We start from the raw sequence: 16,168 nt of genomic DNA, 5'->3' as shown, positions 1-16,168 counted from the left end.
TGCCTAATTGAATGAGGCTTAACCTCAAACTATGCGGTATTTTTCAGAAAAACTAAAAACATCACAATTATCACCACTGCCAATCCGATCCACCACAGCAAAATCGCTTGGGGATTCTAAGGTCAGTAAAGGATGATGCCACGTTCCTGCCCGATAATTCACGCCTTGCGAACCATCTGTCATAAATGCTTTCAGTTGAGAGAGATCAGGTTCATTTGCATTTAAACTTGGGGCAACCACAACCAAAAACTTCTGTCCTTGCATCGGAATAAAGGCTTGAGAACCAAAAGGGTGACGCTCAAGCATCGAAATTTCAAAGGGTATCGTGGTACTTTTAATATTTCTGAAAATACTAATGCCAGTGTGGGCTTCCCCAATTATTTGAGTCTGAGCCAAAGCATGATAACGCTCGGTATGCGCATCATTGATATGAAAAAAATCATTGCTTTCACAAGCAATCACCTCACCAAACGGTGCAAAATTATTCTGGGTGAGAGGTTGGATTTGAATCATTATTATTCCTAAGTGCTAAAAATTAAATGATGCTCGGCTGAGTCATCAGCAACTGTTCGAGGCAGGAACTATTGGATACGTCATGTTTTTGCGAACTAAGACTTCAGTAAAGTGTTTTGACGAATTCTGCTGATGAGAATGGTTTTGCTTACTTTTGCCTAAACAAAAGTAAGGCGAACCGCAGGTTAATCTATTTTTAAAATTGAATGAAAAAATGGCGCGCTACCTTTAGGCTTGAATTTTTAAACAATCTTTCCCCACAAGCGAATCCGACTAATCCCACCATCTGGAATCATATTGACGCGGATGTGAGAGATTTTTTCATGCTGCAACACTTCATTGATGAAGCCATGAATATGATCCATTTGCATGGGCTGAGCCTGTAACAAAAACGGCCAGAACATACTTTGTGGAATGAGTTGAGGGTCGGTTGCATCTTCTATATAAATCGCTTGTATAGACACTTCAGCAGGGTAGTTACCTTTGAAGTGCGCGGTATCAATCTCGATTTTTTCAATTAAAGCGACCTGACCCAGCGCCAGAATACACCAGTCAAAACCCGGCGCACGACGACGTTTGGTTTCCCAGCCATCTCCCATATTGATGCCACGACCCGGATTAATCAAATTCCGTGGATGTCCAAAATGCGCGTCACTATAAGCAATCACGCGACCACCATTTTCTAGCGCCAACACATCTAGAGTTAGAGACTTATCTTGAATATTGGCTTGAACATCACCATAGACGCGCAAACGTGCAACTCCGCCGTCAGGAAAAATATTCAATCGAATATGACTAAAGGTTTGATCATGTTCAACATCAAAAAGATGATGCTGACTTGGACCCAATATACTGTTTGGTAAAATTTGATGCCATTCGGCAGTGCTTAAGTCATCATTTGGTGCATAACATGCTTCAACTGAAGCGGAAGCAGGGTAGTTGCCACTGAAAAATGTCGTATCAATATCGAAGGCTTTGATTTTACCTGCCACGCCCAATTTAACAATTGCCCAATCATAACCCGCATGGCGTTTACGACGGGTTTCCCACCCATCCATCCATTTACCATGATCATCAAACTTATTTTCGATAAAAATGGGCGGATCAAATTGCAACATACGTTTTGCTTCAGCGAAAAACTCATCTGAACATGCAACGATCTTTGCACCAATACGGGCATCTGCCAAATTGGTAAGTTGCTGTAATTGTGCAGGGATTTCAAAAATTGGTGCAAATAATGTTGCCATATGGATCTTCCATTTTATACGCGGTATTTTTCATGATTCATTTTTCATTGCTTGGGTTCTTACGTGTATGAAAACCACCTAAAACAATGCATTAGGCCTAAATAAAATGCACAGCCTGTGCCAACTCAAACAAAAAATAGAAGCGAATCAGTGGAAATGGCACGTTTTTCGCTACTTAAGCCTGAGAAGAATTCAATTGAGGAGAAGGTAGATGGAGATTGCGATTATTGGTGCAGGGATGGGAGGGTTAACCACAGGTATTGCACTGAAAAAGTTTGGACACACTGTCACCATCTATGAACAAACTGAGCAAATTCTAGCGGTGGGTGCAGCAATATCACTGTGGTCAAATGGCGTGAAGTGCTTGAACTATTTGGGTTTAACGGAGCAAGTTGCAAAGCTCGGTGGGCAAATGGATCACCTTGCTTATGTCGATGGTCTGACGGGCGATGTGATGACTCAGTTCAGTTTATATCCTTTGATTGAGGAAGTTGGACAGCGTCCCTACCCAGTATCACGTGCGGAACTGCAAAATATGTTGATGGATGAGTTTGGACGTGAAAATATTAAACTCGGTAAGAAAATGGTGGGCCTTAAAGATCAAGTTGATTACGTTCAAGTCAGCTTTGCCGATGGTTCTGAAATTAAAACAGAGCTTTTAGTTGGGGCTGATGGTACACATTCTATGACCCGTGCACATGTATTGGGCGAGCAAGTTGAACGTCGCTATGCAGGCTATGTGAATTGGAACGGCTTAGTCGAAATTTCGGATCAACTTGCACCTGCGGATCAGTGGACGACTTTTGTTGCTGAAGGAAAACGTGCTTCATTGATGCCGGTTGCGAACAATCGTTTTTACTTCTTCTTTGATGTGCCATTAGCTGTTGGTTTGGACAATGACCGTAGCCAATATCAAAATTTGCTGAAAGGCTATTTTGATGGTTGGTGTCCACAAGTTCAGCATCTCATCGAACAGATTGACCCGCAAAAAACCAACCGCGTAGAGATTCACGACATTGAGCCGTTCGCAGATTTTTATAAAGGTCGTGTTGTGATTGTTGGAGATGCAGCACACAGTACGACACCGGATATTGGACAAGGCGGGTGCCAAGCCATGGAGGATGCGATCTATTTAGCTCGTGCCTTGCAGATCAACACCTTAGGGCTTCAAGATTCTCTCAAGCGCTATCAAAATAAACGTAATGAACGTACAGGTGAAATGGTGTTACGTGCACGTAAACGCTGTGATGTCACCCATATGAAAGATGAATCAGTCACTCAAGAATGGTATGCCGATTTAAGACAGGAACAAGGTCCACATATTATGAACGGGATTATGAGTAATATTGTAGGGAATCCTTTGGATTAATCCGATGAATTAAAAAAACATAAAAATAATAACCATGAACTAAAATTTGATCAGCAAAGGGTGAAAGCCCTTCTTTTTTACCTTTCAAAACGGATAACATTTTAAAGCCAATCTTCATCAAAATTGAGTTGCATCAACACTAAATCACGCCATTCACCAAACTTTTGACCGACTTGGGGCATATAGCCTGTTTGCTTAAATCCGAGTTTCAAATGCAGGTGAATAGAGGCAAGATTTGCATGATCAATCGCTGCAACCATTACCTTGATTTGATGCGCTTTGGCATGAGTAATTAAATGTTGTAGTAAGCGCTGTCCTAAGCCCTTTTTAAAGAATTCAGGGGCAACATAAACAGAGTGTTCAACGGTATGTTTATAACCAGAAAAATGACGAAAAGCACTGTATTCAGCGAATCCTGCAACTTTAGCACTCAGATCTTCTTGCATAACAAATAGAGGATAACCTTGTGCTTGAAGTTGAAGAAACCAATTTTGGTAATCATCTAAATCACGAGGTGTGGCATTCCATGTGGCAACACCATTTAGAATTTGATGATTATAGATATCTTGGATTTGAGGAAGATCATCTGTTGTTGCAAAACGAATGGAAAATGTCATTGGATTAAGCGTATTTAATCATCTTCACCGCATGCTGAACTTCAGCACATAAAAAAGCAAGACCGAAGTCTTGCTTAAATTTTAAATTATTCTATAAATTAGAAATGATATTTAACCAATGCGCTGACATCGTTTTGATCTTGACCTTTTAAGCCATATTTGTTGTTCCAAACTGAATGTTCGACACCGACATATAGTTTAGTATCTGGAGAAATGTGTTTCCCTACATTCCATTTGTACTGAGACGTCCAGTTCAATTCACTTGCATGATCATCTTCAGCTGTTGACCAGTCTAAGAAAGCATCCACCAAGAAATCTTCATTACCAAGTTTAAATGGAACAGCATAAGTGATCGTCATTTGATAATCATCTTGAGTGTTGTCATTTGAAGCTTTGTAGAAATTTACATTGGCATATTGAGTGTAAGGAATGTCTAATGCAAAACCAACACCATATAAGAAGTTGTTAAATTCAGTGTTTTGACCGTGTCCAGCATTGTGTTCCCAAGTTGTAGCAACGAGAACGTCTTTAATCGGACCAAATGAGAAATCTTGACCAGAAACTTCACCTAAGCTTAAACGTGGTGCGAACTCAAAGTAAGTTGAATCATCCTCATTGCCATCCCATTGTTGGTCAACAAAGAAGAATACATCAGAGTATTTAAGTTTAGCTGCGTACTCTGCAGTCAAGGTTGTACGATCTTCAGTACCTACTTCATAGTTTTCGCCATAAAGACCAGTCAGACTGAAATCTTGCCATACGATTGGACTTGCTTGAGTTAAAGCCGCAGTAGACGCGATTGCACATGATGCAACAATTTGTTTAAGTTTCATTGAAAATCCCCAGAGAAAGCCCGTACAGAATACTCATAATTAAGCAAAAATAAAGCCATATTTGATAAATGGTTAAAAAAAATTCACCGAGGTGAATTTTCAATTTTAAGAGCATAATTTTAATGGTGCGAATCAATGACTTGTTTAGTTGCTAGAATATTTTTAGGTTTGAACAAACGTAGATGATTGAACAAAATATTTAAAACAATCGCGACTAAACAGGTTGAACTAATGCCCGAATGGAACAAAGTTTGAACCCATTTGGGAAAGTCTGCATAAAATGAATGATCAATAATGGGGATCATTCCTGCTGCAATAGCTGTTGCAACGATGATTAAATTCTTTTGCTCGTTATAATCAATTTTTGCCAAAGTACGAATGCCACTGGCTGCAACGGTACCGAATAGAACTAAGCCAGCGCCACCCAATACAGGAACAGGAATCGCTGCAATAAAACGTCCCATAATCGGAAGTAAACCTAATACCACCAAAATCATGCCACCTGCAGCAACCACATAACGGCTTTTAACGCCTGTAATCGCAACCAAACCTACATTTTGTGCAAAAGCACTCTGCATGAAGGATCCGAATACGGGAGCAACAGCGCTTGATAGCATATCGGCACGTAAGCCATTTGAAATTCGATCAGCATCGACTTTTGTTCCTACGATTTCTCCGACAGCAATAATATCTGCCGTGGTTTCCGTCATGATAACCAAGGTGACAATGAGCATAGATAAAATCGCAGTTACTTCAAAGGTTGGCACTCCAAAAGCAAATAAGTGAGGCACTTGGAACCATGAACCCTCACTGACTTGACTGAAATGACCGAAGCCAAAGAAGAATGCCAGAACTGTACCGAACACGATGGCTAAAAGAATAGAGAGTCGTCGGATGGCAGGATTGGACGAAAGATTGAACATGATCACAATCGCAAGTGTAGCGAGCGCCAAACTAATATTTTCAAAGCTGCCCCAATTTTCAGCATTTTTATTTCCACCCATCATCCACCGAACTGCGACAGGTAACAAAGACAGACCAATAATGGTAATGACACAGCCAGTCACCAAGGGTGGGAAAAATCGAATGATTTTAGAAAAATGGGGTGCCAGCAAGAAACCAATGAGTGATGCAACAATGACAGCGCCGTAAACTGCTTGTAATCCACCACCTGTTGTAATGATCGCAATCATCGTTGCTACACCAGCAAAGGAAACCCCTTGTACAAGAGGGAGTTTTGCGCCTATGTGTTTAACACCCATGGTTTGTAATATGGTGGCTAACCCACCAACGAAGAGTGCAGCTGCGATGAGTAAACCGATTTCAATTCCACTTAAACCTGCAGCAGTACCGACAATTAACGGCGGCGCAATAATCCCACCATACATGGTCAGTACATGCTGTAAACCATAGGCTGCACTTTTACTGGCACCCAAATATTCATCTTCGGGTGCAACTACATTTTCGTTATTGGTCTGATTCTTTGACATTTTATATCCCTCATTCTTTAAATTTTTATTTCCATCGATTCGTTGACTAGCTCCCTCGGTATGTCGAGTAAGCAAATGGGCTAATCAGAAGGGGAATGTGATGGTGCTGCTCTGTATTTGTAATTGAAAAATGAATGACCGCTTTAGGGAAAAAAGTATCGGTACTTAATTTTTCAAAATAATCGGCAGTAGAAAATTCGAGGCTGTATTGACCTGTATTCAATATCGCTATCCCAAAATCAGAGATCCTGCCATCTTGGTTTGTGGTGGTTTCAGCAATCAATCGCCCTTGCTCATCGAACAGTTTGACCAACACATTTGAGGCAGGTTTTCCTAAGCCAGTATCAAGAATATGGGTACTGATCATGCTTCAACCTCCTGTGTTAATCTCAATAAAGCGATTTCTAAAAGTTGTTGATGGACGATACTTTTTTCGGTATCTAAATCGTTGTTCAGGCGATTATTTAGAGCAGTTAGAATTTGTTGGCTATTGAGACCAAATGCTTTAATTAAAAAAATGAAACCATATTTTTTTTCATAGACAAGGTTGCCTTGATGGATCGCATTTAACGTTTCCTGATCTGAACTGAGTGCTGATTGTTCACGGTCAGAAAAGAATTGCTCTTGTTCACTTAGCGCAGTTTGAGCATTTTTTTCACCAATCCTAGGGTGCGTATGGAGTGCCGCTAAAATCTCATCCCAAGTCCATGTTTGAGCAGATTTTCTAGCCATTTCAAAGAGCTTATCTGCTGTTGAAAATGGACGATGTTGCAGGATGTCTATTGACCAACGAGGGATAGGAACGCAATGATTGAGCAGTGTTGAAATTTCACTTGAACTGCCTTGATTAAAATCTGAAATCAACACAATAAAGCCTAAATATAAAAGAAACTTAGAACTTAATTTGCAATATCAATGCCAAATAATTTTTTATGGAATAATCGTCCAAATGTAGCGCATCAACGTGCTCTCAAACAAAATCCTATTCGCGTGAATGTTAATTCATGGTGCAAAATGCTGGTGCCAATGCTGTGCAATATCGCCACGACGGCAAATCCAAACTTTCTCATGTGATTGCGCATAGTCCAAAAACTTTTGTAGTGCTTTAAAGCGACCTGGTCGACCCAATAAACGGCAATGCATACCAACAGACATCATTTTAGGAGCGACATCACCTTCAGCATATAACGTGTCAAAACTATCTTTGAGGTATTGATAAAACTGATCTGCATGATTAAAACCACCAGCGGAACTGAATTTCATATCATTGGTATCTAGGGTGTAGGGAATAATCAGGTGTGGACGAGTTTGACCTTGAGCGTTTTTAAGTTCAGTCCAAAAAGGTAGATCGTCGCCATAGTAGTCACAGTCATATTGAATTTGTGGAAACTCAGCCAATAACTGGCGGGTATTGGGACTGTCACGACCTGTATACCAACCGATAGGTGTACTACCAAAAAGTGCTTCTAAGACACTGATGGCTTGATCCATATGTTGGCGTTCAGTATTGATATCGACATGTTGATAATGCAGCCAACGCTGTCCATGTGAGACTACGTCATACTGAGCTTCCTTAATGGCTTGAACCACATAGGGATTACGAGCGAGTGCCATACCGACACCAAAAATCGTCATAGGCAAATCCCGCTTTTTAAATTCCCCATGAATGCGCCAAAATCCTGCACGAGAGCCATATTCATACATGGAATCCATCGACATATGTTTTGCCTTAAAACTGGTCGCTCCGACGATTTCAGAAAGAAATTGTTCAGAGCCCGTATCACCATGTTCGATATGATTCTCACCACCTTCTTCATAATTCAATACAAATTGCACAGCTATCTTGGCTTGCTTCGGCCATTGAGCAGGGGGAACTTGTCCGTGATAGCCAATTAAATCACGCGAATAGGACGAACTTTGAATAGCATCAACCAATTCTTGTCCACGTAAGTAAGTGCTTGTCACAATGGGTTATCCTTTTGCTAAAATTTTTGAAATACTGCTTGCATAATTCTGTGTTAGGCCCGATATTCGAAGTATAAGGACACTGTTCTGCAGACTTTTAAAAGTGTTCATCTTAGGTTCAGGAGGCTTTATTCCAAACGACAGTGATGATGTTTTTATGCTTTAAATTAAATGCTACAAACGTGCCAAGATAATAAGTTTTGCACCATAAAGTTTTAGATAAAGAAGAGGATGATATTTTATGAACATAGAAATCCGTACAGATAAAAATATTCAAAACAGTGAAAGATTAATTGAGTATGTTCGTGCAGAACTAAATGCAGAATTCCAACGCCATTCAGAAAAAATAACCCATTTCTCAGTGCACTTTAGTGACGAAAATGGCTTAAAAGGTGGCGACGATGATATCAAATGTATGATTGAAGCTCGACCAGCAGGTCTTAAACCTGTGGTGGTTCATCATAAAGGTCACAATATTGATACCGCAATTCATGGTGCAATTGACCGACTTAAACGAAGCCTTGAACATGTGTTCGAGAAGAAAGAAAACCCACGCGCTGCCGCGTTGGAGTTAGCAGATGCGGATACCGATCTAGATGTCGATCCAGCATAATTGCAAAAAAAGCCCCTGAATGGGGCTTTTTTAATGGTTTAGTAAAATTACGCGTCTTGATTAAAAAATATAAAAAAATTTCAACGGTCATTTAAATCAAAAAAGTTCACAATAATTCGGCATAATGTTCATTCAACATATTTATTTAAATTTATACGAGAGAAGACATGCTCACAGCACAACAACAAGTGTTTTTACAGGCCTTAGAAGAACTTGATTTGGCACAGATTCAACGCCTGTTGGCTGATGGTCTTGATCCAAATTTTATTGATGCTGAAAAAGGCCCAGCTGTTTCAGTGTGGTCAGATGGTCTATTTAAATGGTGGGAAAATGTGAGCGAAGCATATGAGGCTGGTGCAGCTTTATCTGCTGAACAGAAGCAAAAAGACTTACAGATTCACTTAGATATTTTAGAGGTGCTCATTCAAGCAAAAGCGAACTTCCATTTGTGGGATGCTGAAGAGTGTTATGGTCCACTTTGGGATGCAGCAAGTGCGGCTTGTGTTCCAGCCGTAGCAAAGTTATTGGATCAAAATGTTGACCCAAATACCAAAGATGATGAAGGTAAAACCATTCTTACATCGATTAGTGATTTATTTTTTGACTGTGATTTTGATACCATTGATTGGACTCAGGCTTTACCTGAAGAAAAAGAAACTTTAGAGCTACTACGTAACCGTGGTGCTAAAATGACCAAAGAATTAAATTAATTGAGTGTTCCCATGACAAGATTCAAACAACTGAGTGTACTTGCACTTACGACTTTAAGTGTTAGCGCAATGGCAGCAGACTTCTCCTTTGAACGTCCAGGTACAGGCTTTGGTACGGGTATTACCCCAGTTGGGAAATTAGCATGGGAACAAGCTTTACCTTCTGCAACGTATACTGAAACGACAATTGATGGTTCAAAACGACGTGATGTCACTTTGAATGCGGATATGGAGTTACGCACTGGGCTTGGGCAAAACACTGAATTGCAATTGGGCTGGTCTGGACCCGCTTGGAGCAAAACCAAATACCAAGGTCATTCAGTTGAAGATGATGGTTTGGGAGATGTGACTGTCGGGATTAAGCATCATATCGATTTGCAAGATGAAAAATTATCTTTGGCTGTTTTGGCTCAGGCGTTAATTGCGACAGGAAATAAAGGTTTTTCTGAAGAAGAAGACATTTATACGCTGGCTTCAGCGGTTGACTACAAATATAACGATTTAGTCAAAACCAGTATCAGTATGTTTTATGAAGTACAAGACAGTGATTGGTCGATCACAGCTGTACCGACATTGAAATATAAAATCGCAGGAAATTGGTCAGGATATTCAGAACTGGTTTACCGTAAAAAAGAAAGTGTGGATAACGAATACGCTTTAGGTACGGGTTTAATTTATGGCTTAAATGATCGCGCTCAATTTGATATGGGTGTAAGTGTCGATTTAGAGGGTCAAGATCGTAGCTACAATGCAGGATTTGGTGTGTCTTATCTTTTCTAAAATGCCCTACAGATTGAGTTAAGTCACTGATGCAAAAAGGTAGCGATCGGCTACCTTTTTTTATGGGTGATTTATTTATAAAGGAGATCGCTTATGGAGCTTTATATTGGTAACCGAAACTATTCGTCATGGTCAATGCGTCCATGGTTGGTTTTGGAATATTTTAAAATACCTTTTCAAGAGGTTTTAGTTCCTTTTGATGATTTCCATGCGGATCAAGCGTTTAAGGAAATCATTTCTAAAGTGAGTCCAACGGCTAAAGTACCGACTTTGATAAATGAGAATCTGAGTATTTGGGATTCACTGGCGATTTGTGAGTATTTAGCCGAGCTATATCCAGAGAAAGGACTATGGCCAAAAAATCTCGGTTTGCGTACAAAGGCTCGTTCTGTTTGTGCTGAGATGCACAGTGGTTTTCCAAATCTAAGAACATTATGTGGGATGAATATTGAGGCGAATTTAGCCGATGTGGGGGCAAAGCATTGGGCGGAACATGAAAAGCTGAGATCCGAAGTCGAACGTATCGAAGCCATTTGGGCAAGTCGGGCTTCGGAACATAGCTTTCTTTGTGGTGATTCTTTTACAATTGCTGATGCTTTCTATGCACCTGTTGTCATGCGTTTTATCAGTTATCAGCTTCCTATTTCAGCACCGGCTCAAACGTATATACAGACGATTTTAAATGTACCCGCGGTACAGAAATGGATTGCACTTGCAAAACAAGAGCACTTATTTGTACAAAATCAAGAACCTTATCGAGCAAGATAAGATTACTGAATTATTAGAAGATAAAGCAACGGGTAACAATCAGCTCATGATGCGCTATACAGATAATATGCAATTTAGATGAAATATGCTGTATCAAATACTGAAGCTTAAACTCATTGAAAAATCATTAAGAAAAAATTGCTCTTTCATCTCTCAATTGATTAAATCCACTGCTCTTTGCCAAGAATAAAGCACGATCAGCATATTGCAGAACTGTGTCACTGACTACATCTGCTTTAGATGCAGATACACCACAACTCGCCTGTAAGGTGATAGATAAGCCATTAGACTGGATAGGATTGTTTTGAATTAATTGCAAACAACGCTGTGCAACCGAATTGGCTTTATCCAAATTGATGTCACTTAAAATTAAAATGAATTCATGATCACCATAGCGACCAATTAAGTCAGTATCACGTACATTATTGCTGAGAAGTCGTGCAGTCTTAATTAAAGAACGTTCAGCTATTTTCGTTCCAAACTTATGTTGAATGTGTTCAAAGTTATCGAGATTTAATAAAATAATGGCATAGTTTAATCCAGCCTGTGGATGGAGTTCTTTTAAAAAAGTATTCATTCCAAACGCGTTATAAAGACCTGTAAGAGGATCAACATTGCTCGCATTAATAACTTGACTTTTTGTAGTCCATTGGTAAAACATCGATTTTTTATATAAATTTTTGAAAAATGCATTAATGCGACGGCGTCTTTCCGAATATATGACTTTTCTCATAAGAACTGGCCTATTCTGCAAATAAAATGATTTGAATTACTCTAGAAAAAATATAACAATTAAATTCAAGTAGATCAATTTAAACCCAAGTTAAAATATTGACTTAAGTTTATGAAAAATAATTAAATGTGTCTTAATTCACTATAATTTTTTGAATGATGATAAGCGGTCTAATCGTAAGAAAAAAAGATTATTTGAAGTATTCAGCTGAATCCTATCAAATACATTTGATCGTAAATACATATTCGTTGTTATATATCATCAGCTTAATTATTGAATATGAAAACCTTACATTTATTTTCTAGTTTTTAAGATAATGAGTTTAATTCATTAAAATATTTACTGATTTTATGTGATGTAAGGCTTTAACTTTTTGAAGTTAAGTTTGATCTAATTTGTGTGCGAATTCAGCAATATCAGCCAGTGATTGTTTGGCTTCATTAAACCACGGGCTAAACATTTGGAAGTTATGCCACATACCGGTGTAAAGCTTGTAATGGACATCCACTTTGGCTTCTTTGGCTTTGTCTTCAAAACGAGCTGCGTCATCTAGCAAAATTTCTTTTGAACCGATTTGTACTAAGGTTGGAGGTAAGCCCTTAAAATCACCAAAAATAGGTGAAATTTCTGGGATAGATGGATCAAATCGAGAAGGCACATAGTATTTAATACCGCTTTTTAGCGCTTCGATAGACAGTAAAGCATCGTGCTTTTGATTATAACGTAAAGATTCACTGGTGAGTGTCAAATCGAGGAAAGGTGACATCAGAATCAAACCACTCGGTACGGTTTTAGGATTTTCTTGTTTTAAGCGGAGTACTAAAGCCAATGCTAAATTTGCACCACACGAATCACCAGACAAGATAATGTCTTTGGGTTGAATACCTTGGTCAAGCAATGTTTGATAGATATCATAAATCGCATCACCTACATCTGGGTAACGCTGTTCAGGAGAGAGAGGATAATCAATGTGAAGCACTTGCATTTGTGTGCGAAGCGCAACTTCACTTAAAAAGGCCCGATGAGTTTTAATTGAACCGACCATAAACGCCCCCCCATGAATATGAAAAATCATTTGGGTGGTTTCTGGTTGAGGTAAAATTTCTTCAGCACGAATACCTGCAATACGAAGCTGACGGAACTCAACATTTTTGGGCTGTGGAATCACGCGAGTAAGCTGTTCAAGTGCAATACGAAGGGCCGTGGGTGGTAAATTAAATCGACTTGGAAAACGGAAGCTGGTCTTTAAGATTGACTCTGTAATATATTGTTTCAAAAGAGGATTAATCTTCATTTTTTTTCCATATTGTATAGTTATTGCTTGTTTTTAATACAGGTGATATACAAGGTTACACCAAATAGTCACACACACAAATTGCTTATTTGTTATCAGTTTTTAATAATATTCATGTCAATAAGACAAGGGAAATGAAAACAATGAAAAAAATTGCACTTGCTTTAGGATTAATCACAACTGCTGTATTTGCGAATGCCGCAGACCCTTTGCATGGAACAACATGGAAAACCATTGACGATGAAACGAAACAACCTCGTGCCGTGGTCAAATTCACTGAACAGTCAGATGGTAAGTTAAGCGCAAGTATTCAAAGCATATTGGCTGCTGGTGAAGAGAATACATGTACCAAGTGCACGGGTAAATTTAAAAACAAGTCACTAAAAGGTGTAACCATTGTCCGTAACCTTAAAAATGTCGGTGGTACAAGCTACGACGGCGGTACCATTCTAGATCCAAAATCGGATAAGACTTATAAGCTGAAAGGTAAAATTGCCGATGGCGGTAAAAAGTTAGAACTTCGTGGCTTTATTGGCGTTGCTGCATTGGGTCGTAATCAGACTTGGGTACGTGTGAACTAATTTAACCTTAGCTTCAATATTCAAAATGAATGATAAAAAACCGAGCTGATGCTCGGTTTTTATTTATGATTTTCAAATCATGTTCATACTGTACGAATAGCGAATTACTTTTTCAAAGCACGAATCGCATCTTCATTAAACCCAACCACATAGTCTGATTCTGCTGAAATAACAGGTCGTTTGATTAAGCTATTATGTGTAGTGAGGGCTTCAATTAAGCCTTCTTGACTATCTAAAGCCTTTTGTTGCTCTTCTGCACTCAGTTTACGCCAAGTCGTGCCTTTTTTATTGAGGACGATGTCCGCCCCAAGCTCATTCAGCCAAACTTTAACGGTATCTGCATCAATCCCTTGTTTTTTATAATCATGAAATTCATACGCTAAACCCAGCTCATCGAGTAGATCAAAGGCTTTTTTCATCGAATTACAATTTTTAATGCCATAAACTTTTAACATTTTAGATCCAAATTGAAGGCTTAATAGATAGATCAAGGTTAGCAAAAAAACTGGCAAGATGAATAGAATTAATATTTGACTGTCATTAAATTGAAAAGATAAAGGCTTAAACTTAAAAGCATTAGACAAAAAACAATAATAAAAAAACTCGATATTGAAAAGAATAAATATTGGATAGAGATATCAACTCTTGAGTGGCGAACAGAAAGAAGCGTTATAGAAGGATACTGAATTAAACAAAGCTATTTAAAAAAATGGATGGCTAGATAAGAGAAAACCCGCATCATATCATCCTGATTATGCGGGTCTCAATTCAACGTCCAATGTCGATCATCCTTGGAAAATAAATCGCTTTATTTTCTTTTCATCCTACGGCTTCCAATCCTTATTTGTCATCCTGACATGTCCCTGTGCCGTGCGACTATAATGCCGTGGTAACAGATAAATAAAAATAAGCTAATGCTGCAAGCAATGTGCGTCAAAAGCTTATATTGAGTGAACGATTGTTCACTAATTCGCTTTAATATTCGTGTAAATTACTTTAAAGTTTATAATCGATAATGACGGGTGCATGATCGCTATACCAATTGTCTTTATAAACCCAAGCATTGACAGTACGGTCTTTCCAGTCTGGTGAGCATGCTTGATAGTCAATACGCCAACCGACATTTTTTGCACGGGCTTGACCGCGGTTTGACCACCAAGAATACACTTCGGCTTCCTTACGAACTTCACGGAAAGTATCGACATAGCCGAGTTCATCGTAAATGTGATCAAGCCAAGCACGTTCATGTGGTAAACAACCCGATGCTTTTTGGTTGCCTGACCAGTTTTTAATATCGATACGTTTGTGTACGATATTGTAATCGCCGCAGACAATGACGGATTTATCTTCATCACGCCATTGCTTTAAGATTTTTGAATATTCTTCGAGGAAATGATCTTTACGCGCTTGAGCATCTTCACCTGAAGAACCAGAAGGCAAGTAAAGCGAGCAAATATGTGCAGATTTACCTAAGCCGAGATCGAACTCTGCAGAAATAAAACGACCTTGAGAATCTGCCAATTCAAAACCTAAACCATCTTTGATCGACAAGAAAGGCATTCGACTATAAATGGCAGTACCTGCATAACCTGGACGTTCTGCTGGGAAAAGATGGGTATACCAACCTTCAGGACGGAATTTATCAGTCCACTGCGCATGGGTGATTCGACTTTCTTGCATACAAATCACGTCAGCGTCTGATTGTTCCATCCACTCTAATAAGCCTTTGGTGACTGAAGAACGTAGACCATTGACGTTAATTGAGACCACTCTTAGAATTTTTTGATCACTTGGATAGCTACTCTTTGGTATCATGCGCAGTCATAACCTCTCTTTATGAATTTTGGAGCACCTCATGACGTCGCCAGCTCAGTTTAACCCTCAAGCTTTTATCGAACTTGCATTATCACGTGGTGTGCTTAAATTTGGTGAGTTTACTTTAAAATCAGGTCGTGTGAGTCCTTATTTTTTTAATGCAGGCTTACTCAATGATGGCGAAGCCTTAACATTATTGGCTTCTGGCTATGCGGCTAAATTAACTGAATGTGAAAATGTAGATGTGATCTTTGGCCCAGCGTACAAAGGTATTCCTTTTGTTGCTGCAACTGCTGTCGCAATGTCACAAAACCATGGTGTGAGTGTACCTTGGGGTTTTAACCGTAAAGAAGCGAAGGATCACGGTGAAGGCGGTGTGTTGGTTGGTGCATCTGTTGAGGGTAAAAAAGTCTGGATTATTGATGATGTGATCACCGCAGGTACAGCGATTCGTGAAGTCGTGACGATTCTTAAAAATGCAGGTGCACAAATTGCGGGTGTATTGGTTGCACTTGATCGTCAAGAAAAAGGTCAGGGGAGTTTATCTGCTATTCAAGAAGTGCAAAAAGAACTCGAAATTCCTGTTCATGCATTAATTACGATGAAAGATTTAATGGACTTCTTAGATGTGAAAGGCGAGAAAGAAGCCTTAGCGAAAATGGAAGCTTACCGTGTGAAATATGGTATCTGAAATTAATACAAAGTATTGATTTTTAATGAAGCTCTATCATTTAAGATAGGGCTTTATTTTTGCTTAATTCAATTGTGACGGTAGAGCGTATTGTTTTCTCTTGTTTTTTAATGAATAGACTCTCTGTGATTTAATGGTTTTTGAAGCTA

Annotated in this window: 19 protein-coding genes; 7 read left to right on the top strand and 12 right to left on the bottom strand. The window is 39.1% G+C overall.

Features of this window, described 5'->3' with window-relative positions; translation table 11 throughout:
* Positions 1-24: 24 nt before the first annotated feature.
* Together AC5YCE_RS05635 and alc are read right to left on the bottom strand one after the other, a co-directional pair.
* Entirely contained in the window at positions 25-513 is a 489-nt protein-coding gene (locus AC5YCE_RS05635; RefSeq protein ID WP_496171359.1) for an ureidoglycolate lyase, read from the bottom strand.
* 242 nt (positions 514-755) lie between these two features.
* Complete coding sequence (gene alc, locus AC5YCE_RS05630) at positions 756-1,760, bottom strand: allantoicase (protein WP_496171358.1); 1,005 nt, start codon at positions 1,758-1,760, stop codon at positions 756-758.
* A 211-nt stretch (positions 1,761-1,971) separates the two neighbouring features.
* Between alc and hpxO the strand changes: the two genes are divergently transcribed.
* Complete coding sequence (gene hpxO / locus AC5YCE_RS05625) at positions 1,972-3,129, top strand: FAD-dependent urate hydroxylase HpxO (protein WP_496125470.1); 1,158 nt, start codon at positions 1,972-1,974, stop codon at positions 3,127-3,129.
* Between the two features lie 101 nt (positions 3,130-3,230).
* On the opposite strand, the gene AC5YCE_RS05620 is transcribed toward hpxO, so the two are convergent.
* The 6 genes from AC5YCE_RS05620 to puuE all read right to left on the bottom strand — a co-directional run bounded on the left by AC5YCE_RS05620 (position 3,231) and on the right by puuE (position 8,034).
* Complete coding sequence (locus AC5YCE_RS05620; protein WP_496171357.1) at positions 3,231-3,746, bottom strand: GNAT family N-acetyltransferase; 516 nt, start codon at positions 3,744-3,746, stop codon at positions 3,231-3,233.
* Positions 3,747-3,844: 98 nt separating this feature from the next.
* Positions 3,845-4,579, bottom strand: a complete 735-nt coding sequence (locus AC5YCE_RS05615; protein WP_496171356.1) for an outer membrane protein OmpK — start codon at positions 4,577-4,579, stop codon at positions 3,845-3,847.
* Positions 4,580-4,698: 119 nt separating this feature from the next.
* Positions 4,699-6,069: a nucleobase:cation symporter-2 family protein gene (locus AC5YCE_RS05610; protein WP_496171355.1), complete on the bottom strand. Its 1,371-nt coding sequence runs from the start codon at positions 6,067-6,069 to the stop codon at positions 4,699-4,701.
* Positions 6,070-6,115: 46 nt separating this feature from the next.
* Positions 6,116-6,436, bottom strand: coding sequence for a hydroxyisourate hydrolase (uraH, locus tag AC5YCE_RS05605; protein WP_496171354.1), 321 nt, complete (start codon positions 6,434-6,436; stop codon positions 6,116-6,118).
* Complete coding sequence (gene uraD, locus AC5YCE_RS05600) at positions 6,433-6,936, bottom strand: 2-oxo-4-hydroxy-4-carboxy-5-ureidoimidazoline decarboxylase (protein WP_496171353.1); 504 nt, start codon at positions 6,934-6,936, stop codon at positions 6,433-6,435. The genes uraH and uraD overlap by 4 nt, the downstream gene beginning before the upstream one ends.
* Positions 6,937-7,071: 135 nt before the next feature.
* Positions 7,072-8,034: an allantoinase PuuE gene (puuE, locus tag AC5YCE_RS05595; protein WP_496171352.1), complete on the bottom strand. Its 963-nt coding sequence runs from the start codon at positions 8,032-8,034 to the stop codon at positions 7,072-7,074.
* Between the two features lie 241 nt (positions 8,035-8,275).
* Here puuE and AC5YCE_RS05590 point away from each other — a divergent pair, with 241 nt between their 5' ends.
* From AC5YCE_RS05590 to AC5YCE_RS05575, 4 genes are all read left to right on the top strand, one after another.
* A complete protein-coding gene (locus AC5YCE_RS05590) occupies positions 8,276-8,647 on the top strand; it encodes an HPF/RaiA family ribosome-associated protein (RefSeq protein ID WP_496125463.1) in 372 nt (123 codons plus the stop codon).
* 167 nt (positions 8,648-8,814) lie between these two features.
* Positions 8,815-9,357 carry an ankyrin repeat domain-containing protein gene (locus AC5YCE_RS05585; protein WP_496171351.1) on the top strand — a complete coding sequence of 181 codons (543 nt, stop codon included), beginning with the start codon at positions 8,815-8,817 and terminating at the stop codon, positions 9,355-9,357.
* Positions 9,358-9,369: 12 nt separating this feature from the next.
* Positions 9,370-10,137 carry a transporter gene (locus AC5YCE_RS05580; protein ID WP_496125461.1) on the top strand — a complete coding sequence of 256 codons (768 nt, stop codon included), beginning with the start codon at positions 9,370-9,372 and terminating at the stop codon, positions 10,135-10,137.
* 93 nt (positions 10,138-10,230) lie between these two features.
* The gene (locus tag AC5YCE_RS05575) at positions 10,231-10,905 is read left to right on the top strand and encodes a glutathione S-transferase family protein (protein WP_496171350.1); all 675 of its coding nucleotides are present in this window, start codon (positions 10,231-10,233) and stop codon (positions 10,903-10,905) included.
* A gap of 127 nt (positions 10,906-11,032) precedes the next feature.
* Here AC5YCE_RS05575 and AC5YCE_RS05570 read toward each other — a convergent pair whose 3' ends face one another.
* Both AC5YCE_RS05570 and AC5YCE_RS05565 read right to left on the bottom strand, forming a co-directional pair.
* Positions 11,033-11,566 (bottom strand): GGDEF domain-containing protein, encoded by a 534-nt coding sequence (locus AC5YCE_RS05570; protein ID WP_496125489.1) that lies wholly within the window; start codon positions 11,564-11,566, stop codon positions 11,033-11,035.
* Between the two features lie 451 nt (positions 11,567-12,017).
* On the bottom strand, positions 12,018-12,932 hold the full coding sequence (locus AC5YCE_RS05565) for an alpha/beta hydrolase (RefSeq protein ID WP_496171349.1): 915 nt from the start codon (positions 12,930-12,932) through the stop codon (positions 12,018-12,020).
* Between the two features lie 143 nt (positions 12,933-13,075).
* Between AC5YCE_RS05565 and AC5YCE_RS05560 the strand changes: the two genes are divergently transcribed.
* A complete protein-coding gene (locus tag AC5YCE_RS05560) occupies positions 13,076-13,513 on the top strand; it encodes a DUF2147 domain-containing protein (RefSeq protein ID WP_496171348.1) in 438 nt (145 codons plus the stop codon).
* 104 nt (positions 13,514-13,617) lie between these two features.
* On the opposite strand, the gene AC5YCE_RS05555 is transcribed toward AC5YCE_RS05560, so the two are convergent.
* Positions 13,618-13,968, bottom strand: coding sequence for a Spx/MgsR family RNA polymerase-binding regulatory protein (locus AC5YCE_RS05555; protein ID WP_496125457.1), 351 nt, complete (start codon positions 13,966-13,968; stop codon positions 13,618-13,620).
* A 541-nt stretch (positions 13,969-14,509) separates the two neighbouring features.
* Positions 14,510-15,328 carry an exodeoxyribonuclease III gene (locus tag AC5YCE_RS05550; protein WP_496125456.1) on the bottom strand — a complete coding sequence of 273 codons (819 nt, stop codon included), beginning with the start codon at positions 15,326-15,328 and terminating at the stop codon, positions 14,510-14,512.
* Between the two features lie 40 nt (positions 15,329-15,368).
* Between AC5YCE_RS05550 and pyrE the strand changes: the two genes are divergently transcribed.
* Positions 15,369-16,019 (top strand): orotate phosphoribosyltransferase, encoded by a 651-nt coding sequence (gene pyrE / locus AC5YCE_RS05545; RefSeq protein ID WP_496125455.1) that lies wholly within the window; start codon positions 15,369-15,371, stop codon positions 16,017-16,019.
* Positions 16,020-16,168 lie beyond the last annotated feature (149 nt).

The sequence above is a fragment of the Acinetobacter sp. CY79 genome (assembly GCF_059515845.1).
Note: the sequence above shows the minus strand (reverse complement) of the source record. Positions and strands in the feature narration are given on the sequence as shown.